Source organism: Thiobacillus sp. SCUT-2 (assembly GCF_035621355.1).
In the GTDB taxonomy this organism is placed as follows: Bacteria; Pseudomonadota; Gammaproteobacteria; order Burkholderiales; family Thiobacillaceae; genus Thiobacillus; species Thiobacillus sedimenti.
The window spans coordinates 2,069,878-2,090,373 of the sequence record NZ_CP141769.1 but is presented as its reverse complement, the minus strand read 5'-3'; the positions used below and the strand labels follow the sequence as shown (position 1 = coordinate 2,090,373).

At 66.4% G+C, this 20,496-nt stretch carries 21 protein-coding genes; 16 read left to right on the top strand and 5 right to left on the bottom strand.

What is annotated here, in order from left to right; all coding sequences use genetic code 11:
* Positions 1-6: 6 nt before the first annotated feature.
* The 8 genes from VA613_RS10345 to VA613_RS10310 all read left to right on the top strand — a co-directional run bounded on the left by VA613_RS10345 (position 7) and on the right by VA613_RS10310 (position 8,285).
* Positions 7-735 (top strand): FkbM family methyltransferase, encoded by a 729-nt coding sequence (locus tag VA613_RS10345; RefSeq protein ID WP_324778935.1) that lies wholly within the window; start codon positions 7-9, stop codon positions 733-735.
* Positions 732-1,538: a glycosyltransferase family 2 protein gene (locus tag VA613_RS10340; RefSeq protein WP_324778934.1), complete on the top strand. Its 807-nt coding sequence runs from the start codon at positions 732-734 to the stop codon at positions 1,536-1,538. The genes VA613_RS10345 and VA613_RS10340 overlap by 4 nt, the downstream gene beginning before the upstream one ends.
* On the top strand, positions 1,535-2,284 hold the full coding sequence (locus VA613_RS10335) for a glycosyltransferase family 2 protein (protein ID WP_324778933.1): 750 nt from the start codon (positions 1,535-1,537) through the stop codon (positions 2,282-2,284). The genes VA613_RS10340 and VA613_RS10335 overlap by 4 nt, the downstream gene beginning before the upstream one ends.
* Complete coding sequence (locus tag VA613_RS10330; RefSeq protein ID WP_407702841.1) at positions 2,281-3,204, top strand: UDP-glucose 4-epimerase family protein; 924 nt, start codon at positions 2,281-2,283, stop codon at positions 3,202-3,204. The genes VA613_RS10335 and VA613_RS10330 overlap by 4 nt, the downstream gene beginning before the upstream one ends.
* On the top strand, positions 3,201-4,160 hold the full coding sequence (locus VA613_RS10325; RefSeq protein ID WP_324778931.1) for an MraY family glycosyltransferase: 960 nt from the start codon (positions 3,201-3,203) through the stop codon (positions 4,158-4,160). The genes VA613_RS10330 and VA613_RS10325 overlap by 4 nt, the downstream gene beginning before the upstream one ends.
* Positions 4,150-5,997, top strand: a complete 1,848-nt coding sequence (locus VA613_RS10320; protein WP_324778930.1) for a polysaccharide biosynthesis protein — start codon at positions 4,150-4,152, stop codon at positions 5,995-5,997. Before VA613_RS10325 ends, VA613_RS10320 begins: the two co-directional genes overlap by 11 nt.
* A 138-nt stretch (positions 5,998-6,135) precedes the next feature.
* Entirely contained in the window at positions 6,136-7,212 is a 1,077-nt protein-coding gene (locus VA613_RS10315; RefSeq protein WP_324778929.1) for a glycosyltransferase family 9 protein, read from the top strand.
* An 8-nt stretch (positions 7,213-7,220) separates the two neighbouring features.
* Positions 7,221-8,285 (top strand): glycosyltransferase family 10 domain-containing protein, encoded by a 1,065-nt coding sequence (locus VA613_RS10310; protein WP_324778928.1) that lies wholly within the window; start codon positions 7,221-7,223, stop codon positions 8,283-8,285.
* A gap of 3 nt (positions 8,286-8,288) precedes the next feature.
* On the opposite strand, the gene VA613_RS10305 is transcribed toward VA613_RS10310, so the two are convergent.
* The 3 genes from VA613_RS10305 to thiO form a co-directional block, all read right to left on the bottom strand.
* Complete coding sequence (locus VA613_RS10305; RefSeq protein ID WP_324778927.1) at positions 8,289-9,431, bottom strand: glycosyltransferase family 4 protein; 1,143 nt, start codon at positions 9,429-9,431, stop codon at positions 8,289-8,291.
* Positions 9,401-10,330 (bottom strand): mitochondrial fission ELM1 family protein, encoded by a 930-nt coding sequence (locus VA613_RS10300; protein WP_324778926.1) that lies wholly within the window; start codon positions 10,328-10,330, stop codon positions 9,401-9,403. The genes VA613_RS10305 and VA613_RS10300 overlap by 31 nt, the downstream gene beginning before the upstream one ends.
* A 137-nt stretch (positions 10,331-10,467) precedes the next feature.
* Positions 10,468-11,571: a glycine oxidase ThiO gene (thiO, locus tag VA613_RS10295; protein WP_324778925.1), complete on the bottom strand. Its 1,104-nt coding sequence runs from the start codon at positions 11,569-11,571 to the stop codon at positions 10,468-10,470.
* Positions 11,572-11,660: 89 nt separating this feature from the next.
* Here thiO and VA613_RS10290 point away from each other — a divergent pair, with 89 nt between their 5' ends.
* From VA613_RS10290 to VA613_RS10255, 8 genes are all read left to right on the top strand, one after another.
* Positions 11,661-12,185 carry a GspH/FimT family pseudopilin gene (locus tag VA613_RS10290; RefSeq protein WP_324778924.1) on the top strand — a complete coding sequence of 175 codons (525 nt, stop codon included), beginning with the start codon at positions 11,661-11,663 and terminating at the stop codon, positions 12,183-12,185.
* A 176-nt stretch (positions 12,186-12,361) separates the two neighbouring features.
* A complete protein-coding gene (locus tag VA613_RS10285) occupies positions 12,362-12,871 on the top strand; it encodes a GspH/FimT family pseudopilin (RefSeq protein ID WP_324778923.1) in 510 nt (169 codons plus the stop codon).
* A gap of 8 nt (positions 12,872-12,879) precedes the next feature.
* A complete protein-coding gene (gene pilV, locus VA613_RS10280; RefSeq protein WP_324778922.1) occupies positions 12,880-13,335 on the top strand; it encodes a type IV pilus modification protein PilV in 456 nt (151 codons plus the stop codon).
* Positions 13,332-14,321, top strand: coding sequence for a PilW family protein (locus VA613_RS10275; protein WP_324778921.1), 990 nt, complete (start codon positions 13,332-13,334; stop codon positions 14,319-14,321). The genes pilV and VA613_RS10275 overlap by 4 nt, the downstream gene beginning before the upstream one ends.
* 3 nt (positions 14,322-14,324) lie before the next feature.
* Positions 14,325-14,906 (top strand): pilus assembly PilX family protein, encoded by a 582-nt coding sequence (locus VA613_RS10270; protein ID WP_324778920.1) that lies wholly within the window; start codon positions 14,325-14,327, stop codon positions 14,904-14,906.
* Positions 14,907-14,922: 16 nt separating this feature from the next.
* Positions 14,923-18,318 (top strand): pilus assembly protein, encoded by a 3,396-nt coding sequence (locus VA613_RS10265; protein ID WP_324778919.1) that lies wholly within the window; start codon positions 14,923-14,925, stop codon positions 18,316-18,318.
* Between the two features lie 9 nt (positions 18,319-18,327).
* Complete coding sequence (locus VA613_RS10260; RefSeq protein WP_324778918.1) at positions 18,328-18,666, top strand: hypothetical protein; 339 nt, start codon at positions 18,328-18,330, stop codon at positions 18,664-18,666.
* 16 nt (positions 18,667-18,682) lie between these two features.
* Positions 18,683-19,114: a type IV pilin protein gene (locus VA613_RS10255; RefSeq protein ID WP_324778917.1), complete on the top strand. Its 432-nt coding sequence runs from the start codon at positions 18,683-18,685 to the stop codon at positions 19,112-19,114.
* A gap of 38 nt (positions 19,115-19,152) precedes the next feature.
* Here VA613_RS10255 and VA613_RS10250 read toward each other — a convergent pair whose 3' ends face one another.
* Positions 19,153-19,323, bottom strand: coding sequence for a PEP-CTERM sorting domain-containing protein (locus tag VA613_RS10250; protein WP_324778916.1), 171 nt, complete (start codon positions 19,321-19,323; stop codon positions 19,153-19,155).
* 246 nt (positions 19,324-19,569) lie between these two features.
* Positions 19,570-20,496, bottom strand: a complete 927-nt coding sequence (gene ispH / locus VA613_RS10245; RefSeq protein ID WP_324778915.1) for a 4-hydroxy-3-methylbut-2-enyl diphosphate reductase — start codon at positions 20,494-20,496, stop codon at positions 19,570-19,572.

The window sequence follows — 20,496 nt, the reverse complement described above, 5'->3', positions numbered from 1 at the left end:
CGGGTGATGCTCGGTTCTCAGAAAGATCGCATCAAGAGAGCGTTGAACGCTCTCGGAGTGGAGGCCCACCGCTTTCATCCGGCATCGTCTCCGTTGGCGCGCCTGATCGCGGCAATGAACGCATTCGAGATCGATCTGGTACTTGATGTCGGCGCAAATACGGGGCAGTACGGTACTGATCTGCGTGCGGGCGGTTACAAAGGCCGGATCGTCTCGTTCGAGCCAATCACGCAGGCCCATGCGCAGCTCGCGCAGCGGAGCCGCCATGACCAGAAGTGGACCGTTCACTCGCGTTGCGCATTAGGGGCATACGAAGGCGAAATCGAAATCAATATTTCTGCGAATTCGGTCAGCAGTTCCGTTCTTCCGATGCTTGAGCCGCACAGCAACGCCGCGCCGGGGTCGGCGTATGTCGGGCAGGAAACGGCGCCGATGACGACCGTGGACGGCGTCGCTGGCCAGTATCTCGCCGGTTCCCGAGCCCCATTCCTGAAGATCGACACCCAGGGGTATGAATGGCAGGTTCTCGATGGGGCTGCCGCAACGCTCGGCAGCGTGCGAGGCGTCCAGATGGAATTGTCGCTTCTTCCCTTGTATGAGGGGCAGCATCTTTGGCAGGACTGCATTCGGCGCCTTGAAGGCGAGGGCTTCGTGCTCTGGTCCGTGCAGCCTGCATTTGTCGACCCTGCAAACGGGCGAACCATGCAGCTGGATGGTTTGTTCTTCAGGCAATGAGTACGCGCTTTCCACGCATCTCGGTCATCACCCCCAGTTTCAACCAGGCGGCGTTCCTGGAACGGACGATCCTGTCGGTTTTGGAGCAGCATTATCCAAACCTTGAGTACATCGTCATCGATGGCGGGTCGACCGACGGCAGCGTCGACGTCATCCGAAAGTACAAGAGGTTCCTGACTTACTGGTGCAGCGAGTCGGACCGGGGGCAGGCGCACGCGATCAACAAGGGCCTCAAGCGGGCAACGGGCGAATGGGTTGCCTGGCAGAATTCGGATGACATCTACTATCCGGGCGCTTTCAAGGAAGTTGCGCTCGCCGCGAATCGCCATCTGAAAACCGATCTGATCATCGGCGACGTCAACCTCATCGACGCTCGAGATAAATGCCTGCGCGAAATGCGGTACGTCCGGCCGACGTACGACTCGGTGCGCGCGGAAGGAATGGTGCTGACCAACCAGGCGGCGTTCTGGCGCCGGACCCTGCATAACCGGATCGGATGGATGAACGAGTCCTTGCACTATGGCTTTGACTACGAGTGGTTTCTGCGGGCGTTGCGCGAAACCGAGCGCGTGCAGCACGTGACGGGAATCCTGGGGGGGCTCCGAATGCACGCGGGTACCAAGACCAGCATGCACCCCAAACGATTCGAGGAGGAATATCGCTGGATCCGCGGTGGCCACGAGGTGCCGCGCTGGAAGAAGCGCTTCTATCTGGCAAGGCGCATGCTGCTCACCTTGCGCGATGGTCATGTTTCCTATGTGCTGCGCGGCATGAAGCGTCGAGCAATGGAGGCGCAGGAGTGAAGCTGTCGATCATCACCGTTTGTTTCAACAGCGAGCAGACCATCGAGAGGACGCTTCAGTCGGTCGTCAGGCAGCGTGGCGCGGCGGTTGAGCATATCGTCGTGGATGGGGCATCGACCGACGGAACGATGGATATACTGGAGGCGTATCGCCGTCACCTCGCGCAGGTCATATCGGAGCCCGACCACGGTATCTACGACGCGATGAACAAGGGCGTTCGCGCGGCATCGGGGGACGTCATCGGGTTTCTCAACTCGGATGACGTCTACGCGGACGCCGACGTGCTGGCCAAGGTAGGGGAGACCATGGAGCGTCATCATCTGGAGGCGCTTTTCGGCGACGTGGCGTTCTACCGTCCCGAGAGGCCGGAGCGGATGGTGAGGCGTTATTCGTCAGCGCGCTTTCGACCCGATCGCATCGCATGGGGGTGGATGCCGGCGCATCCGGCCTTGTTCGTGAGGCGCGAGGTGTTTCAGAACGTGGGGCCGTTCAAGCCCGATTACCGCATTGCGGGCGATTTCGAGTTTGTCGCGCGCGTGTTCCGGCGGCCGGATTTGCGATACCGCTATCTTCCGGAAGTGCTGGTTAAGATGCGTGTCGGCGGCGTCAGCACGGGGGGATGGCGTAACACGATGCTTCTGAACAGGGAGGTTCTGCGCGCCTGCAAAGAAAATGGCATACCGACGAACATGCTGAAAATTCTTTCCAAATACCCGGCCAAGTTCCTCGAGTACTTCCGCAAATGAGGGTGCTCGTGACGGGAGCCAGTGGCTTCGTCGGCCGGGCGCTCTGTGAAGATCTCGAAGCAAATGCATACGGCACGGTTCGGGTGCTGCGACGCGGTGCGCGTCGCGCTGGCGACGTCGCTGTCGGCGAAATCGACGCGGCGACCGACTGGCGCGCCGCGCTCGCAGGCTGCGATGCCATCGTCCATCTCGCCGCGCGCGTCCACGTGATGGACGAAATATCTGACGATCCCCTGGCGCTCTACCGCGCGACCAACACGGTGGCCACGCTCAATCTCGCCCGCCAGGCGGCGCAGGCAGGGGTGAAGCGCTTCGTCTTCGTCAGCAGCGTCAAGGTCAACGGCGAAGGGCGCGACGCCCCCTATCGGGAGACGGATCCGCCGGCGCCCGAGGATGACTACGCGATCTCGAAGTGGGAGGCCGAACAGGGGTTGCAGCAGATCGCGCGCGAGACCGGTCTCGAGGTCGTCGTCCTGCGGCCGCCGCTCGTGTACGGGCCGGGCGTGAAGGCCAATTTCCGGCACCTGCTCGATACCGTGGCGCGCGGCTGGCCGCTGCCGCTGGGTGCGATCCGTAACCGCCGCAGCCTGCTCTACCTCGGCAATTTCGTCGACGCGATCCGGATCTGCCTCGAACATCCGGCGGCGGCCGGGCAGACCTTCCTGCTCGATGATGGCCGGCCGGTTTCGACGCCGGAACTTGTCCGCGCGATTGGGCGGGCCATGGGACGACCCGCGCGCCTGCTGCCGGTTCCGGTGGGCGTGCTCGCGTTCGCCGGCGCGCTGCTCGGCAAGCGGGCGGCCGTTGCGCGCCTGACGGGCTCGCTTCATGTCGACAGCGCGGCCATTCGCGCGCGCCTCGGCTGGACGCCACCCTACACGATGGAAGCCGGGCTCGCCGCGACGGTGGCTGCGCGATGAGTGCGCTCGTTCCCGTGCTCGCCTTCGTGGTCTGCTGGCTGGTGCTCGCGGGACTGCTGAGGCGCCGTCACGTGCTGCCCATGGACCACCCCAACGCCCGCTCGCTGCACGCGACGCCGACGCCGCGCATTGGCGGGCTCGGCATCATGGCTGGGATCGCTGTGGCGGGCGCGTGGCTGGCCGACACCGCGCTGCTGCCGGTGCTGCTGGGCGCGTTCGCGCTGGCGGCGGTGTCGCTGCTCGACGACGCGCGCGGCCTGCCGGTGCGGGTGCGTTTTCTGGCCCATTTTGTCGCGGCCGCCGGTTGCCTGTTCGCGCTCGGACTCACCGGCTGGGCGCTGCTGGTCAGTACGCTGGCCGTGGTGTGGATGACCAATCTTTACAACTTCATGGACGGCGCGAACGGGCTGGCCGGCGGCATGGCGGTGATCGGCTTCGGCACGCTGTCGGTCGCGGCATGGCTGGGCCATGCGCCGGGGCTGGCGGCATTCTGCGCGGCGATCGCAGCGGCGGCGCTGGCCTTCCTGCGCTTCAATTTTCCGTCGGCGCGCCTGTTCATGGGCGATGCCGGCTCGATTCCGCTCGGCTTTCTCGCGGCGACGCTCGGCATCCGCGGGGCGATGACCGGCGTATGGCCATGGCTGTTTCCGCTGCTCGTGTTCTCGCCCTTCGTCGCCGATGCCAGCGTCACGCTGGTGCGGCGTGCATTGCGCGGTGAGAAGATCTGGCAGGCGCACCGTTCGCATTACTATCAGCGCGTCGTGCTGCTCGGTGCGACGCACCGCCAGCTGGCTCTGGGGGCATACGCGCTGATGCTGGCGATGGCGGCGCTGGCGCTCGTCTTGCGCGCATCGCCACCGCACGCCGCGTGGGTGCTTATACTGTCGGCCGTGATCTACCTGACGCTCTTCCTCGTGATCGATCTTCGCTGGCGTCGCCTCCGCCATGAACCTTAGTTACCGCACCGCCATCATCATCCTGCACGACGTGCTGGTGGCGGCCCTGGCGTGGCTCGGCGCCTACTGGTTGCGCTTCAACCTGGCCGTGCCGCCCGGGTTCCAGGCGGCGGCGGTGTCCACGCTCGCCTGGGTGGTGCCGCTGCAGGCGGCGGTGTTCTGGCGCTTCGGCCTCTACCGCGGCATCTGGCGCTTCGCCAGCCTGCCGGACCTCAAGCGCATCGTGCTCGCGGTGGGCATCGCGGCGCTGCTGATTCCGCTGGTTCTCGTGCTGTTCCGAATCCATGCGGTGGTGCCCCGTTCGGTGCTGATTCTCGACCCGCTGCTGCTGGTGATGGTGATGGGCGGCAGCCGCCTGGCCTACCGCGCGTGGAAGGAACACCGCATCGCCAGCATGCTGCATCCCGCCAGCAAGCCAGTGCTGGTGGCGGGGGCCGGGTCGGCGGCGGATTTCCTGCTGCGCGAGCTCGCGCGCAACCCGGCAGGCTTCCACGTGGTGGGACTGCTCGACGACAGCCGCGACAAGCAGGGCCGGCTGGTGCAGGGCCTGCCGGTGCTCGGTGGGCTCGACGAGGTGGCGACCTGGGCGCAGAAGATGGGCGTCGACGACGTCGTGCTTGCGCTGCCGTCGGCGGCGCACGTGGTGCGCAAGCGCATCACGCAGGCCTGCGCGGAGGCCGGTCTCAACGTGATGACGATCCCCTCGCTCGAGGACCTGGTGGCGGGCCGCGTGTCGGTCTCCAGCCTGCGCCCCATCGAGCTCGACGACCTGCTCGGGCGCGATCCGGTGCAGCTCGACGACAGCGGACTGCACCGGCTGCTCACCGGCAAGGTCGTGATGGTGACGGGCGCCGGCGGTTCGATCGGCTCCGAGCTGTGCCGCCAGATCGCGCGCTTCGAGCCGGCGCGGCTGGTCCTGTTCGAGCAGTCCGAGCTGGCCCTCTACGCGATGGAGCAGGAGCTGCCGCAGCGCTTCCCGAATCTCGCGATCGCGCCGGTGATCGGCGACGTCAAGAATGCCGCGTGGGTCGATCGGGTCATGGCCGGGCAGAAGCCGGCCGTCGTGTTCCACGCCGCCGCCTACAAGCACGTGCCGCTGATGGAGAACGCCAACGCCTGGGAGGCGGTGCGCAACAACGTGCTCGGCACGCGCGTGGTCGCCGCCGCGGCGCAGGCGCACGGCGTCGCCAAGTTCGTCATGATCTCGACCGACAAGGCGGTCAATCCGACCAACGTGATGGGGGCGACCAAGCGCCTCGCCGAAATGATGTGCCAGTCGATGCAGCGGCGCCAGGACGATCACGGGCCGGGCGGCACGCGCTTCGTCTCGGTGCGCTTCGGCAACGTGCTGGGCTCGTCCGGCAGCGTGATCCCCAAGTTCCAGAAGCAGATCGAGGCAGGCGGCCCGGTCACGGTGACGCACCCCGAGATCACGCGCTACTTCATGTCGATCCCCGAGGCCGCCCAGCTGGTGCTGCAGGCCGGCCTGATGGGCGAGGGCGGCGAGATCTTCGTGCTCGACATGGGCGAGCCGGTGAAGATCGCCGAGCTGGCGAAAATGATGATCCGTCTGTCCGGGGCGGACGAGGACCGCATCCGCATCGAGTACACCGGCCTGCGCCCCGGCGAGAAGCTCTACGAGGAGCTGTTGGCGGACGACGAATCCACGCTGCCAACGCCCCATCCCAAACTGCGGGTCGCGAAGGCGCGCGCGGCCGACGCCGGCTGGTGTGACGAATGCATGGCGTGGCTGGCGCAGCAGGGCCTGCCCGACGAGGCGGCGGTGAAGCGGCAGTTGCAGGCCTGGGTGCCGGAATACAAGCCGGAATCGGTATAAATGGGCAAGAACGGATTGAAACCAACCACCGTTCGGCCTGAGCCCTTCGACGTGGCTCAGGACAGGCTTGTCGAAGGCCAGGAGCCCGTTCATGTTTCGATCGTTCGACAAGCTCACGACTCAACACGAACGGATTATTTGTCCCGGATTCGCCGCGTCCTCGTCATCAAGTGGAGCGCGCTCGGCGACGTCGTCATCGCGACCGCGCTCATGGAGGACATCGCCCGCGCGCTGCCGCTCGCCGAGATCCACCTCAACACGCAGCCGAACTGCACGGGCCTGTTCGCCCACGACCCGCGCTTCGCCGAGGTGTGGGCGATCGACGTGCGCAGCAAGACCCATCGGTGGAAAAACAGCCTCGCGTGGATGAAGAAGGTTCGCGCCGGGCGCTACGACCTGGTGATCGACCTGCAGCGATCGGACCACTCGCGCTTCCTGCTCGCGCTGCTTTGGCTCACCGGAGGCGCGCCGCGCATCCGCGTCGGCAACCGCGGCGGCTTCCCCTACACGCACCAGCCTGCCGTGCGCGATCCCCAGGCCCACGCGATGCCGATGATGCAGTCGGTGCTGCAGGCGATCGGCATTCCCACGCAGACCATGCATCCGGTGCTGTATCCGGCGCCCGAGCGGCTGGCCGTGGTGGAATCGCTGCGCCAGCAGCACGGCCTCGTGGACGACCGCTATGTCGTGCTGCTGCCGGGCGCCGCGGCCGCGCACCCGCTCAAGCGCTGGGGCGCGGCGCGCTTCGCCGAGCTCGCGCGGTTGCTGCACGCACGGGGCGTGGCGAAGATCGCCGTGATCGGCGGCCCCGACGAAGTGGACGACTGCGCGGAGATCGCCGAGGCGGGGGACTGGGTGGTGAACCTCAACGGCCGGCTGCAGCTGCTCGACATCGCGCCGATGTGCGCAGGCGCGATCGCCATCATCGGCAACGACACCGGCACCGCGCACTTCGCCTCGGCCGCCGGGCGCCCGCTGCTGGTGTTGTGCGGGCCGACCGACCCGCGCCGGGTCAAGCCGATCGGCACGGCCGCGGTGGCGGTGCAGGCGCAGCTGCCGTGCCGCAACTGCTATGCGAAAGTGTGCGCGAACCCCGAGCAGCAGGCGTGCATGAGGGCGATCACGCCGGAATGGGTGGCAGCGAACTTCCCCGCATTGGCTGCCGGCGAGCTCGGGCCGGGGCACGACTGGCCCGAAGGGCTGCGCAGTTTCTGAGAGGTGCCATGAGCGAACGCGAACCCCGCCGCCTGCGCGTGAAGATGCTGAGCAGCCTGCCGGCCGCCATCTGGATGCACCAGTTTCCGCACAACGAGCCGGTCTGGGGCGAATGCGAATTCACCTTCGAGCGCGATGCGCGCGACTACGACTGGCTGCTGGTCTACGACGACCTGCCGGAGCGTCCCGGCGAGCCGAAGAAGACCACGCGCGAGGAGCTGGCGTGCCCGCGCGAACATACGCTGCTGGTGACCTGCGAGCCGTCTTCGGTGAAGATCTACGGCAACAGCTTCGCGCGCCAGTTCGGCGCAGTGCTGACCAGCCAGCCCGAATGGGCCTTGCCCCACCCGCGGCGGATCTTTTCCCAGCCGGCACTGCACTGGTTCTACGGGATGGGGCGCGAGGTGCTGCCCTTCGACCGCATCGCCGGCGAGCCTCCCCTCGACAAGACCCGCGACGTGTCGATGGTGTATTCGCCGAAGGCGATGCGCCACACGCTGCACCACCACCGCGCCCGCTTCATGCGCTGGCTGGTCGAGCACATGCCCGAACTCGACACCTTCGGCCGCCAGACTGCGCGCCCGCTCGACGACAAGGCCGACTGCCTGCGCGACTATCGCTACCACGTCGCGATCGAGAATTTCATCGGGGTGCATCACTGGACCGAGAAGCTGGCCGATCCCTTCATCGGACTGTCGCTGCCGTTTTATTACGGTTGCCCGAACGCGGAGGACTATTTCCCCGCCGAGAGCTTCATCCGCATCGACATCCGCGATCCCGCGGCGGCGCTCAAAATCATCCGCAGCGCGATCGCCGGCAACGAATACGAGAAGCGCCTGCCGGCTCTGGTCGAGGCGCGGCGGCGCATCCTGTACGAATACAACCTGTTCGCCGTGGCGGCGCGGGAGATCGCGCGTCTGCATCGCGCCGACGCGAAAGCCGACCCGGATGAGGCGATGCTGTCGCGCCGTGCCCTGCGGCTGTCGAGCCCTGCCGTGGCGTTGCGCGACTTCTACGGCAAGGTGCGCGGCCGCCTGCTGCACCTGCCGGCGGCGATCAGCGGACGCTCCTGACGCTCAGCAGCGCCGGGGCGCGTCCGCCAGCGCTTCGTACAGGGCGAGGGTCCGGTCCAGCATCGTGCGCAGCGGGAAGAAGTCGCCCGCCGGAACGGGCTCGTGCTGCTGCAGCAGCCGGGCGATGCGCTGGCAGGCTTCGTCGATGCGGCCGCACGGCAGCAGGCCTGCGGGATAGACGGCGCGCAGGATCTCGCCGACGCCGCCGTGGTCGTAGCCTGCGGTCGGCACGCCGAGCCGCAAGGCTTCGAGCGTGGTTCGCCCGAAGGATTCCGGCTGCGAGGACAGGGACAGGACCAGGTTGGAGATCGCCAGGATGTTCTTCAGGTCGTCGCGCTGGCCGGTGAAGCTGATGTCGGCGTCCAGCCCCATGCTGCGTACGCGGCAGTGCAGCTTGCGCCAATACCGTTGCTTGGACGCCGCCGCGCCGCCGACGATGAGACCGTGCACGGGCAGGCCGCGCCGCTTCATCCGCCCGACGAGCTCGATGAAGTCCTCGTGCCCCTTGAGCCGCGTGATGCGCCCCGGCAGGGTGACCAGCTGCTTGCCCACCGCATGGGGAAACTGTTCGAGGAACCGCTGCTGCCACGCCGGATCGGGCTTCCATCCGTGCGGGTAGAAGCGGCCGTCCACGCCGCGCGGGATGACCTCGATGCGAGCGGGCGGCGTGTCGGGGTATTCGCGCAGGATGTAGTCGCGAACCGTCTCGGAGACGGCGATGACCCGTTCGCCCCGCGTCATGATGCGGCTGTACCGGTTGACGCTGTAGAGGCCGTGCACGGTCGTGACGAAGCGCGGACGGGTGGCGGGGGCCATGCCGCGCCAGGCCAGCCAGGCGATCCAGGCGGGAACCCGCGAGCGGGCGTGGACGATGTCGACGCGCTGTTCGGTCAGGAACCGGCGCAGCCTGCGCACCAGCAGCAGCGTTCGCAGGGTCTTCCGTCCGATCGGCCAGGCGACGTGCTCGGCCCCGCATTCCGCCAGGCGCGCGACCAGCCGGCCGCCTTCCGAGATCACCAGTGCACGATGCCCGTGCTCAACCAGGGCGTGGGCCACCTCGAGCACGCCGCGCTCGACCCCGCCTGACTCCATGGCAGGCAGCAATTGCAGGACGGTCAGCTTCTTCTTGTTTCGTTCTTCAGCCATTCGAGGATCCAGGTTGCACAACGGTCCGCCTCCGCCAGCGGATGCAGATTCGGGTGAAGCGCGCCATGGGCGCACCAGCGCGCGAAGCGGGTGACGCGCCGCGTGTCGGCCAGCCGTGCGATGGCCTGGCCGATGCGGCTTCTCGGCTTGACGGGCAGGTCGAAGACGCCGACGGCGGCACCTGCGGACAGCGCCTCGAACACCATCGAGGCACTGTCCGGCGTGACCCATACGTTGCCGCAGCGCGCCAGTTGCGCCGGGAGCCAGTCGGGCGCCGTCTCCGTGTGCGGGACGATGGCCAGATTCGGCGCCGGCGGCACGCCCGCCGCGAAATCGGCGGGCGTTCGGCGCGACGTGGTCAGGACCCAGCGCGTCTCCGGCGTGCGGGCGAGAATGCTGCGCAGCTGCAGGTGGAGCGCGTCTGCGTCCCACTCGAAGTGCGGCGACGGGCCGCCGATCAGCAGGAGGCCGCATTGCGGATCGTGCTCCGCCGCGGGACGGACGCGATTGAGTGCGCCCTCGGTCACCAGCGTGCGGCGGTCCGCGGCGATGCCGTCGTGCGCGGGCAGGATGCACAGGTCGAACCAGCGCCGCGGCAGGCTGGGCTTCATCAGCACCACGGTGCGTCCGCCGCGGGCGCGGCGCGCGGCCAGGAGGGTCAGGTGGGTGGCGTGGCCGGCGCCGATGATCAGGTCGGGGGAGGGAAGATCGCCGCCCGGCGCACGCTTCAGCAGCAGGGCGAGCCAGGCGCGCCAGGCCGGCAGGGCGGGCAGGGTGTGAACCGTACTCGGCGCGGCGCGCGCCAGCGCCTCGGCCAGGCCCAGCGACTGGTTGAGGTGGCCCGGCTTGGCGTCGCTGATGACCCACACGGAGAGCACGGGGCCGGCGGTCTCAGGCACGGGGCGCCCCCGTCGTGTCGTATGCCGGAGCGGGGAAAGCGCCGTGTGTGTTCAGAGCGGAAAGGTTCATGCGCGGATGCACGGGCGCGTCGGCCGGCCCCTTCATTTTTCGCTGCAGTGTAACGCATTCGCCCCGTTCATTGCCCTTGCGGCCAGCTTCTCTGCAGCGCGGCCTGCCAGCGATAGGGGGCGGGGTCGAGCGCGGGCGCGCGGCCTTCCAGCAGGTCGGCGAGCAGCTCGGCCGACGCCGGCGCCAAAGTCACGCCATAGCGGTAATGCCCGACATTGACGAACACGTTGTCGAAGTCCGGATGGCGGTCGATGACCGGAATGTTGTCCGGCGCGCCCGGGCGCAGCCCGGCCCAATGCCGCACCGGCTGCAGCGAGCGCAGCACGGGCAGCAGCTCCGCGGCTTCCGCATGCAGGCGCGCGCGGGTGGCGGCATCGGTCGCCTTGTCGAAGCCGACATCCTCCAGCGTGCTGCCGACCAGCACGTGGCCGTCGCGCCTCGGGATCAGGTACAGGCCGCGGCGATACAGGATCGTGTCGAGCGCACCGGGAGACAGCTGGAACAGCAGCATCTGGCCGCGAATCGGACGGATGTTCGGCACCGCGGGCAGCCCGGGCAGCGGAATGCCGGCCCAGGCACCGGTTGCCACGACGAACCGGTCCGCCGCGTAGTCCGCGTTCGCGGTGTGGACCGCCTCGACCTTGGCGGCCCGGGTGACGACGGCCGTGGCCGACTCGTGGGTGCGAAGCGTGCCGCCCAGACCGACGACCGCGTCGCGCAATGCGCTGACCAGCCGCGGATTGCGTACCTGGGCGATCTCGGGCAACCACACGGCGTCGCCCGCCTCGTCGTGGCGAGGCATCGCCGCAAGCCCATGTGCCCGGCACCAGGCGACGGCCGTCTCGGGGTGAGGCTCGCCGAGCACCCGCATGCCGCTGCGCGTGTACTCGGTGCTGCGGCCGGCACGTGCCTCGATGTCCGCCACCCAGTCCGGGTAGGCCGCCATCGAACGCAGTGCGAGTGCCGTCAGGGCATCCGGGTAATTCCAGGGCAGCAGCGGCGAGAGGATGCCGCCCCCCGCCCACGAGGATTCAGCGCCCGCTTCCCCACGCTCGAGCACCGTCACGGTATCGCCACGCTTCAGCAGCGCGAGCGCAACACTGAGGCCGGACACGCCCGCGCCGAGCACGACAACCGACGGCTTGGCCGGCGGGGCGTCAGCCCTCGGCATGGCACGGTCCTACGACTAAAGTTGTATGGCTGCCCCCTGCCCGGCATGGCAAGCTGCCAGACCCGCACAAGAAGAAGGGGGAGGGGACGATGCAACGGCGCGGATTCACACTGGTGGAACTGCTGGTCGGGCTGGCGGTAGGGGCGATTTTATTGGCGATTGCGCTTCCAGGCTATGCCTATCTGGCTCGGGCAAGCCGGCTGGCGGCCATCACGAACGACCTCCTGACCGCGTTGCAGCTGGCGCGGTCGGAGGCCATCAAGCGGGGCACGCGGGTCACGGTATGCAAGACTGCCGACGCCGAAAGCGCCGTACCGGCATGTGACGCCGCCGCAGGCTGGCACGAGGGCTGGCTGGTGTTCGTCGACGGGGGGGCGCACGGCGTGATCGACGTCAATGACCAGGTGCTGCGCGCCCAGGCGCATTCGCATCGAACGGTCAGTATCACCGCCAATGCGACCTACGGCCACTACATCAGCTATCGGCCCGACGGCACCAGCCAGGGCTCGGGCGGGCTGCCCAACGGCACGCTGCAGATCTGCGCGGATGGCGACCGCCGCGACATCATCATCAACCACACGGGGCGTCCGAGGCTGCAATCGGGCAGCTGTTGAGCGCTGGCCGGCTCAAGTTTGGCCGGCTTTCGGACGTTAGCAGTGGCGGATTTCCGGTGATGGACAGGGAAGGCGGGCCGTTCATGAGCCCAATCCCGCCACTCGTCTTCCGGAATTGGACTTCGTCGCGCCGCCTTTATTAAGGTGGCAGTGTGAAACGAGACCTTGAAAACGCCATGATCGACGCCTCGAAGCGCGGCTTCACCCTGATCGAACTGCTGGTCACGCTGGCCGTCGCGGCCATCCTGGTGACGGTCGCCGTTCCCAATTTCCAGCGGTTCGTGATGAATAACCGCATGGCGTCGCAGGCCAACGACCTGATTACGGCGATCAATATCGCGCGCAGCGAGGCCGTCAAGCGCGCTGTCAATGTGACGGTCTGCGCGAGCAGCAACGGCACCAGCTGCACCGGCACCTGGAACCAGGGCTGGATTGTCCAGGACGCGTCCGGGAACCGCCTCCGGGTGCAGCAGGCGCTCGGCGGTTCCAGTACGCTGACCGGCGGGACGGATGTCGCCACGCAAGTTGCCTTCACGTCGACCGGCCGGACAACGATCGCCACGACCGCCACCACGGCGAGCACGACCCTCACGCTCTGCCCGCCCAGCCCCGCCCAGGTCCAGGGGCGGGCGATCCAGATCGAACGTACCGGACGCACGCGGGTTTCCAGCGTCGCCTGCCCATGAGGATGCCCATGAAACAGTCGGGATTCACCCTGCTCGAAATTCTGGTCGCAATGCTGGTGCTGGCCGTCGGCCTGCTCGGCCTGGCCGGCTTGATGACGTCCAGCATGCGCAACAATCTCAGCGCCAGTCATCGCACCCAGGCGACCTGGATGGCCTACGACATCGTCGACCGCATGCGCGCGAATCGCGCTGCCGCGGTGACGGGAAACTACGCCACGGCGATTGGAACGCCAGGAGCGTGCTCGACGGCCGTGCCGACGGGGACGGTTCCGCAGCAGGACATCGCCGCCTGGAAGAACCAGCTCGCGTGCGTGCTCCCTGCCGGGGATGGCTCGGTCGCCGTAGACGCGGCAACGCGTGTGGCGACGATCGTCGTCCAGTGGAATGACAGCCGTGGTCTGGTTGATAGCGGGAGCGCGGCAAACCAAGCGGCCAAGACGTTCAGGGTGGAAACACAACTATGAAGCCGATGTCGAAACCTGCACGCGGGCAATCGGGCTTCGGCCTGGTCGAGATCCTCATCGCCATGACCCTCGGGCTCATCCTGTTGGGGGGAATCGGCTATTTGTATATCGGCAGCCGCGGCGCCTTCCGCACCACCGACAATCTTTCGCGCATGCAGGAAAACGCGCGCTACGCGCTCGACATGATGAGTCGCGATATCCGCATGGCTGGCTATCTCGGTTGCGGCAACATCCAGTCGACCCGGGTCAACACCATCGCCAACCCGCCTATTCCCCAGATGGGTGCGGGCAACGCTCTGATCGGCTACGACAACGGTACGGGCTGGACCAACCCGAGCACAGTCGCGAGGGCGGCGGGTGACGTGCTTTCGATCATGGCGGCCTGGAGCTCTGGGGTCAACCTCACCGGCAACCTTGTTCCGCAGAATTCCAACATCCAGATCGGCAGCAATCCAGACGGCTTCCAGGCCGGCGACGTGCTCGTGGTCACCAATTGCGTGAACGCCGACGTGTTCCGCGCGACGACGGTATCGACGGGGTCCGGTACGACCGTTACGATCGCCCATGCGAACAGCTCCAACACCGGCAACCGCGTGGGCACTTATGGGCCCGACGCCTTCGTGATGCGGGTGAACCAGTACTCCTACTTCATCGGTACCAACCCCGCCGGTAATCGTGCCCTCTATCGAGTGGGCGTCACCGGCAGCGCCGAGGAACTGGTCGAGAACGTGTGGGACATGCAGATCCGCTACGGGCTCGATACCAACGGCGACGGTGCGGTGGACAGCTACAGCAGTGCGCCCACGAACTGGCCGCAGGTCGTCAGCGTGACCCTGAACCTGCTGATGCGCAGCCCGGACGACAACATCTCGACCGCTACGCAGTCGGCCACGTTCAACAACGGTACCTTCAACGCGCCGGATCGCAGGCTCTATCAGGTCTACTCGGCGACGGTGGGGGTGCGCAACCGCATCCCGCCGATGTAGGCGATGAATACCCTCAAGGGCATACAGGCCATGCACATCCAGACTTCCGTCACCCAACGCGGCGCCGCGCTGATCACCGGCCTGATCTTCCTCGTCGTGCTGACGCTCATCTCACTGTCGGCGATCAAGGCGACCTCGCTCGAGGAACGCATGGCGGGCAACGCGCGTGACCAGGATGTGGCGTTCGAAGCCGCGGAAGCGGGCATCCGCGATGCGATGAAGAAGCTTCCCACCGTGTCGACACAACCCGCGCTCTTTGTTGCAGGGTGTTCGAACGGCTATTGCCTGAACGATCCCGTGACCCCGGTGTGGACGGCGCTGACGGCCAACAACCAATGGACCTCGACCAAGACCGCGGCGTACAACGGCACACTGAACTTCAGTGGATCGGGGCCTGCACTGCCGCAACAGCCGCGCTACATCATTGAACTGCTCCCGGGAACGGTGCCGGCATTCGGGTCCACGGCCACGATCGGCAAGGGTAACACCTCGGGCGCGCAACTGACGCCTTATCGCATCACGGCCGTGGGCTGGGGCATGACTGGCCAGACCCAGGCCATGGTCCAGGCCACCGTGATCTATTGATCCGCAGGGAGCTCTCATGAAGATCTTCATCCGCACCCCCCTCTCTCTCGCCCTTGCGGCGGGACTCGGCGCGGGTTATTGCAGCGCGGCAAACGCCGCGCAGCTCAGCCTGAGCCAGGTGCCGCTGTTCGTGACCTCGGGCGCGAAAGCCAACGTGCTGCTGATCTTTGCCAACTCGAATTCCATGGATGAGGATCCTACGGGTCTCGCCGTCGGGAGCGCCGACCCGACCAGCCGCTCGGAAATCGCCCGCACGGCCGCCCGCACGCTGGTCACGAACTATACGGGCCAGATCAACATGGGCCTGATGGCGTTCCAGCAGAGCAGCGTCGCCCATGCGTGGCTGAATCAAAGCCCGTACGACGTCAGCTACGATCCGGCCAATTACGACCCGAACTGGACCGGCGCGCGCGACAGCGCGACCCACAAGAAATACAAGATCCCGAACCCGACAAGCCCGAATGCGTCGGGCGCCTGCACGACGTCGGGCGGCACCACAGTTGACTGCATCTACTACAACGTCAACCTTCCCTATTACACGTCGGGCCCGCAGGGTAGCACGTTCTGTTACGGAACCGGCACGGGCGGAAGCAGTTATCAGAGCTTCCCGGGCAATTACACCAAATATGCCTGCTACGGGACCAAGACCGGCATATCCGACGCTGCGCCCGGCTCCGGCGGGGACGGCTATGGCTCCTCCCTGGGTACATACAACTTCGGCCCGACTGACAGCGACTATGCGCAGGCCATTGACGACTGGGGGCAGCGGCTGGCCTCGACCGACTCTGGACCGACCTGGTTCGCCAATTCCAGCCCGGGCAAGGGCTATCTGCATATTCCGATCGCGAATCTCGACACGACGCAGGCGTCCAAGCTCAACGTCAAGCTCGCAACCGAGGCCGTACCGACGCGCAGCGGTTCGGGAACGTGGAACGACAACCCCACGAGCATTTCGGGCGGCAACACCTGGAACAATCCCAATGCGCCATTGATCAACGCCGGCCTGACGCCGATCACGGGCACCTTCATGACGGCGAAGGATTACTACAACGGCGCCACGACGAACTTCGGATCTTCTCAGGGGGGACCGCAAAGCGCGCCGCCCACATCCTGCAACAAGGATTTCGCGGTTTTCCTGACCACGGGCCTGCCCAGCGTCACCGCCACGGGTGGCAGCGTCACCTATCAGACGGGCGAACCCTACTCGGCCAGCGAGGTCGCGAATGCAGTCACGGCCGTTGGCAACCTGAATTCCGGTTCACGCCCGGTCAAGACCTACGTGATCGGCTTTGCGCTGCCCGAATTCACCAACAACTATTTCATCGCCAACCCGCCGAATCCGCTCGACCAGATGGCCAGCGCCGGGGGCACGAGCTCGGCCTACTACGCCAACAACCTTGCCACGCTGAACACGACGTTCAACAGCATCTTCAGCAGCATCATCGCGCAATCCGGCGCTGCGGCAGCGGTGGCGATGACCTCCGGCTCGGTGGTGGCGGGCGGCAAGATCTACCAGGGGCAGTTCAACTCCGCCGACTGGTCGGGCGACATGATCGCCTACAATACCGATGCCACCACGGGCGCGGTCACCACGACGGCGTGGCAGGCCGGGTCCGTGCTCAACGGCCAGAATTACAATAGTGGCCGGAAGATCATCACCTACAAGCCCAGCACGGGCGCGGGCATCCCGTTCCGCTGGCCGGCCAATCCGTCGAGCCCGACCGCGACCGAGCTCGACGCCAGCCAGTCGACCGCGCTGACGAGCAATCCCAGCCTCGACGCGAGCAACCCGGCCGACACCGGTGCCAACCGACTCAACTACCTGCGCGGGCAGACCGGCCTCAGCGGCTTCCGGCCGCGCCTGATCTCCGTACTGGGAGATATCGTCAACTCGGCGCCGGCCTACGTTGGACCGCCCACATTCGATTACCCCGACAATCTCGAATCGGCGAGCTACTACAGCTTCCGTCAGACGTACAACTCGCGCACGCCGATGATCTATGTCGGCGCCAACGACGGCATGCTGCACGCGTTCGATGCCGCGACCGGGCAGGAAAAGCTCGCCTTCGTGCCGAACGGCGTCTTCGCGAATCTGGCGCAGCTGACTTCCCCCAACTATAGCCATCGCTACTACGTCGATGGCTCGCCGACCGTTGTCGACACCTTCTACTCGGGTGCGTGGCACACGACGCTCGTTGCCGGCCTTGGTGGCGGGGGGCGCAGCGTGTATGCACTCGACGTGACCAATCCTGCCAACTTCAGTGAGGCCAATGCCGCGTCGCTCGTCAGGTGGGAGTACACCGATTCCGATCTCGGTTACGTGTACGGTCAGCCGAGCATCGTCAAGCTGAACACGGGTGCATGGGCCGCAGTTTTCAGCAATGGCTACAACAGCACGACCGGCGTCGCGGCGCTTTATATTGTCGATATAGGAACCGGCGCACTCATCAAGAAGCTTTCCACCAGTGTCGGGTCGTCGACGACCCCGAACACTCTCGCTGCGCCGACGCTCATCGATACCAACGCCGACGGCACGGCCGACGTCGCCTACGCTGGCGATCTGCAGGGCAACGTCTGGAAGTTCGACCTCTGCAACGCCAACAATCAGGGCGTGTGCGCCTCGAACACCAACGGCTGGAGCGCGACCAAGTTGTTCATTGCGAAGGATGCCGGCGGCAACGCCCAGCCCATCACCAGCGCGATCGAGGTCACGCGGCAATTCAGCGGCGACGGCTACCAGCTGTTCTTCGGCACCGGCAAATACCTGGAGAGCAGCGACATCTCGACGACTGGCACGCAGACGTTCTACTCGGTGTGGGATCGCTTCTCCTCGGCCTTCTCGACGGTCTCGACCCGCAGCGATTTGCAGCCGCAGACGATTACGACGAGCACGACGGTGGACGGTACGACCTACCGCACGTCGAGCAGCAACACGATCAACTGGGATAGCCCGGCAGGAAGCGGCACCCAGCGCGGTTGGTACATGGACCTTCCTGCCTCGGGCGAGCGGGTGGTGAGCGACCCGTCGCTGTATTCCAACCGCATCCTGTTCACGACGATGATCCCGAATGCCGCGGCATGCTCGGGCGGCGGAACCGGCTGGCTGATGGAACTGGACGCGACGACGGGTGCGGCGCTGGGCGGGCCGACGTTCGACGTGGACGGCGACGGCGTCGTCACGACGGCCGACAATCTCGGCACGTCAGGCTCCTATCCGTCGGGCGTCGCGAAGTCGTCGATTCCGAGCGCAGTGCGCATGCAGAAAAACCCGGGCGGCCCGGGCGGCGGGTCCATGAATAAGTGGACCAGCATGAGCCAGAAGAACGCGACGACGAATTCCTCACTGGAAAACGTGCTGAATTCGCTGCCGCCCATCCAGAGCCGCTCGAGCTGGCGCCAGATTTTCCAGTAAGGGGGAGAAATGAAACAGATCGCGATACTCGTTCTAACTGCCCTCGTGTGCGCCGGGCCGGTCCAGGCCATGATGCGGATCGACGGTGGGCCGGAGACAAGCCGCACCGTGTCGACGGCACCGGTTCGCCAGGGTGGGACCGTCGACGCGATTTACGCCGGCGCCAGCAAGCTCGTGATCGGCGGCGTGACCTACGCGTACAACCCGCTGACGACCGTGGTGACGGTGAACGGCAAGCGCAGCACGATCAGCGATCTCCGCGTGGGGGATCGTGTTCAGTTCCAGGCGGCGTCCCAAGGGGAGCGCCAGCCGTCGTTGCTGACGAGCATCAGCGTGCAGACACGATAGTCGGGAGCAAGCCTAAATGAACAAGTACCGGAATTTTCCTTTCCAGTCGGGCGTCACGCTGATCGAGCTTCTCGTTGTCGTGATGATCATCGGGATCCTGGCCGCGGTCGGCTACCCGAGTTACGTTGACCACGTACGGCGCGCCAAGCGTGCCGACGCCCAGGCGATCATGACGGAAGACGCACAGTTCATGGAACGCTACTTCACGACCAATGGCACCTACGTCGGTGCAACACTGACCGGCCCGCAAGCCCAATCCCCCAAGAACGGCCCGGCCGATTACAACATCACCCTGCCCAACGCGAACCTGACGGCGACCGGCTACGTGATTCAGGCCACGCCGACGGGGACTTTCAGCGACCCGCAGTGCGGCACGCTGACGATCGACCAGACGGGCACACGCACCGAGTCGGGCACGGGGACCGTGGCCGACTGCTGGCGCAGCTGATTCCTTCCGTTCCGGGCGCGGGGCGCCCGGAACCGGCCTTACTTCTTCTTGTTGCGGTTCTTCGCGAAGATCAGCGCGCCGGCGGCGGCGCCGATCCCGAGCAACGACAGCGCGCCCGGCTCCGGAACCGATGCCGGCGGGACATTGACGGTGATGGCAAACGCCTGAACGGCGGCAGTGGCGAGAATGATGCCCAGAATGGTGCGCATGGTGGTTCCCTGTTCTCCAGATTGGTATGAGGCTGATAGCTTGGCTGGCGACGATCCGGCGCGGGTCGCGTGCCGACCGCATTCCAAGCAGGTTTCGGGCCTGGAATGGGGTGGGTGGGAAAGAGCCTTGAATCGGAAGCTTTTTTTTGCCTGGGACGGGCGGGCTGGGTGCGTGGGCGCGAGCGGCCCAGGCGGCATGTAAAGGAATCCGACGCGCGCCTTCCTCGGTGCGGGTTCAGTCCGGCCTCAGGCCAGGCCTTTCGGCAGCGGAAAGCCGACGTTCTCTTGCGCGCCCTGGAGGTGGGTCACTTCAGCCGCGCCGGAGCGAGCGAGCACGGCGATGACGTCCTGCACCAGGACCTCGGGCGCCGACGCGCCCGCCGTCACGCCGATATGCTGCTTGCCGGCGATCCATTCGGGCTGGATCTCGCCCGCGTTGTCGACCATGTATGCCGGCACCCCCAGGTTCTCGGCCACTTCGCGCAGCCGGTTCGAGTTCGAACTGGTCGGCGATCCCACCACGATCACGACGTCGCATTGCGGCGCCAGCGCCTTGACCGCGTCCTGGCGGTTCTGCGTGGCGTAGCAGATATCGTCCTTCTTGGGGCCGACGATGGCGGGGAAGCGCGCGCGCAGGGCGGCGACCACGCGGGCGGCGTCGTCGACCGAGAGCGTGGTCTGGGTGACGTAGGCGAGCCTGTCGGGATCGGACACCTGCAAGGCGGCAACATCCTCGGGCGTCTCGACGAGATACATGCCGCTGGCCGACTGGCCCAGCGTACCCTCGACCTCGGGGTGGCCCTTGTGGCCGATCATCACGATCTCGAAGCCCTTGTCGCGCATCTTGCTGACCTCGACGTGCACCTTGGTCACCAGCGGACAGGTCGCGTCGAACACGTTCAGCCCACGCGCGGCGGCCTCCAGGCGCACCGCCTGCGAGACACCGTGGGCACTGAAGATGACGGTTGCGCCGGCGGGCACCTCGCACAGTTCCTCGACGAAGATCGCGCCCTTCGCCTTGAGGTCGTTGACGACGAAGGTGTTGTGGACGACTTCGTGGCGGACGTAGATCGGTGCGCCGAATTTCTCCAGCGCGCGCTCGACGATGGCGATGGCGCGGTCGACGCCGGCGCAGAAGCCGCGCGGGTTGGCAAGCAGAATGGTGGGTGTCAT